1 protein-coding gene is annotated in these 3234 nt (G+C 61.7%); it reads left to right on the plus strand.

The features are described 5' to 3' along the window. Positions 1-573: 573 nt before the first annotated feature. On the plus strand, positions 574-3234 hold a 2661-nt coding region (locus tag EOM25_13455; protein ID NCC26180.1), incomplete at its 3' end, for a hypothetical protein.

Here is a 3234-nt window from a genome sequence, read left to right on the forward strand (position 1 = left end):
CCTGGTGGCCAGCGGAGCCGTGACCATCGAAACCTATACGGTCAACGCCACGGCCGGAAATGGTGGGGCGGTCAGCCCCGAAGGCCTGATCCCGGTCCGCAAGAACGGCGACCTCCTGGTAACCATCATCGCCGACAAAAGCCACGAAATTGCCGACGTTATCGTGGACGAGGTGTCCGTGGGCGTGGTCGACTCATACGCCTTCCGTAACGTGAACGAAAACCACACCATCCGGGCCACATTCCGCTCCTCGGGCTCTTCCGGAGGCGGGGGCGGAGGAGGCTGTCTCTACAACCCAAGGTCGGAAATGGATGTCATGCTCCTTCTTCTGGCCAGCCTGGCCGTAGCCCTGCGGTTGCGTAAAAAAATCAGCTAATCCGCCGTTCAAATCACTGTTAGTCTCAAAGCCCGAGGCCCCGCACCATGACTCCGCCGGGGCCCCGGGCTTTTCTTCTGAACGGCCAGGGCCCGATACGCATACCCTCTCGTCCCCATCTCTAAAGACGATTGTCAGGCAACTGGCTTTGGGCTAACCTAAAAATCTTCATCCACAACCAACCGGGAGCCCCAAGCATGTCCGTCCACCGCGTACCATTTTTTCTTCTCCTGCTCTTGCTCTCCATACTGGAAGCTCCAGTCGGAGCTGGCGATAAACAAGGCCTATTCCTGCGCCTGGCCGTGGGAACTTTCGACCCTCTCTCCACCGAGGCCCTGACTCCGAAAATGATCGCAACAGGCTCAACCGGACCTTACCATCTGATCCAATTCGACGGGCCCATCCGCCCGGAATGGCGCGAGGCCGTGGAGGCCACGGGCGCGACCATCCTCGAATACGTCCCCGAATTCGCCTATCTGGTCCGAACCGAAGTCTCGGGGGCCAAGGCCCTGTCCCAGGTCACCCACACCCGCTGGACCGGCCCATATCTGCCCGCCTATAAAATCAGTCCGGTCCTGCTCAACACGGCCGCAACCGCTGCTGAAAATGCCGGGATTCAGGTCATCCTCTTCCCCGGCGAGGACGTGGGCGCCGTTGCCGCCGCCGTGACCCGCGCCGGAGGACAGGTCATCGGCCAAACCTCGACCAAATGGAAAACGACCCTCAAAGTGATCCCTGCAGTGGACGGAACTGGAAAACTTGCCGAGTCTCTCTCGAAGATCCAGGCCGTACGCTGGATCGAACCGGCTCCCAGATGGAAGCTGCACAACAACAAGTCCTCGGACGTCATGAACCTGCGCACAGCCCGGGATAGCCACGGCCTGACCGGCAAGGGCCAAATCGTCGGGGTCTGCGACACAGGGCTGGACCGGGGTTCGGCCGACCCGGCCAACCTGCACCCCGATTTCACCGACGGCCAGAACGCCAGCAGGGTTCTCAAAATCTTCGATCTTTCCGGCAACCTGGGCCGGGACCAGAACGGCCACGGCACGCATGTGGCCGGATCGGTTCTGGGCAACGGCTTGGCCTCTGGCAGCGACCCTGCCTTGAGCTCGTACCCGGAAACCTCTTTTTCCGGTTCGGCTCCGGAGGCATCATTGGTCTTCCAGGCCGTGGCCGACGAACAGGGATACCTCTCAGGCATCCCTGACGATCTGAACGAATTGTTCGATCAGGCCCGGAAATCCGGAGTTCGCATTCACTCCAATAGCTGGGGCGGCGATATGAACGCCTTCTACGACAGCAACACCCGCAACGTTGATGAATTCGTCTGGGATAACCGGGATTTCTTGATTCTTGTCGCCGCCGGCAATGCGGGCACGGATCTGGACCGAGATGGCGTGGTCGACCTCTACACCGTCGGTCCTCCGGCCACGGCCAAGAACTGTGTAGCCGTGGGCGCTTCGGAAGGCGACCGTCCCGACGGCTCGGGCCGTGATTCCACCTTTGGCCGATCCTGGCCCAAGGACTATGCCGCCGAGCCCCTGTTCTCCGACCCATTGGCCGACAACCCAATGGGCATGGCCGCCTTCAGTTCTCGCGGCCCGGTGCTGGACGGCCGCTTCAAGCCCGACATCGTGGCCCCTGGCACGAACATCCTCTCCACCCGCTCGGCCCTGGCCACTCGAGACGCCTGGGGCCCGTACAACGCCTGGTACTATTGGATGGGCGGCACGAGCATGGCCTGCCCCCTGGCCGCCGGAGCCTCGGCCCTGGTTCGCCAATACATGAACGAATCTCTTGGATTGAGCAGTCCCTCGGCCGCCCTGATCAAGGCCGCCCTGCTGAACGGGGCACTGGACATCGCCCCCGGCCAATTCGGATCGGGCCCGGAACAGGAAATCCCCTACGGTCCGGGGCCGAACATCGTCTCGGGCTGGGGGCGCGTGGACATCGGATCCACGGTCTTTCCTCCTCGTCCCAAAACCATCCACTACTTCGACGAAAACAGCCTCGACGCCCTGTCCACCGGCGACGTCGAAACCTACACCTTCCAGGTCACCAGCCCGGACACGCCCCTTAAGATCAACCTGGTCTGGTCCGACTATCCAGGCACCGAGGCTACCCACGGGGCCTTGGTCAACGATCTGGACCTGTCCGTGACCGATCCCTCGGGCGCCATTCTCTACGCCGACAAAGCCCTGAGCCTGGCCCCGTACACCCTGCGAATGGGCGATAAAATCGACGGCTCCACCACGAGTTTCACCCGAAGGGCACTGCGCTTCACCCCGACCCGATATCCGGCATTGATCACTGCGGTGACCTTTGTTCCGGCCAATCCCGGGAAAATCGTCCAACCCATGAGCGTGTCTATATGTTTGGCCGACGGGCCAGGAGCCACTCCGGGCAGGGAATTGCACCGGACAAACCTGGGATATGTGGGCTCCGGCGATCAAATCCCCGTGACCGTACCGGTTATTGCACTCGTGGAATCTGGGGCCTTTTTCCTTGTTCTGGAGAAGGAGTCCGAAGAGATCGGCCTTTATGTTGACACCAACCCCGTGGGCGATGCGAGCCTGCTCTGGACTGGACAGGAATGGATTGCCTCTGATTCCACTCCCTTGTCCGGGGCCATGGTCTTTCACTTAACCGCCAGCCCTGACTTCGACCGGGTGAACAACGTCGTCGGCGTGACCGTGGAAAACCCCACGCCAGGCCCCTATACGGTCTCCATTGCCGGATACAACGTGCCCATGGGTCCCCAGACCTACGCCCTGGTGGCCAGCGGAGCCGTGACCATCGAAACCTATACGGTCAACGCCACGGCCGGAAATGGTGGGGCGGTCAGCCCCGAAGGC

The sequence above is a fragment of the Deltaproteobacteria bacterium genome (assembly GCA_009929795.1).
GTDB lineage: Bacteria > Desulfobacterota > Desulfovibrionia > Desulfovibrionales > Desulfomicrobiaceae > RZZR01.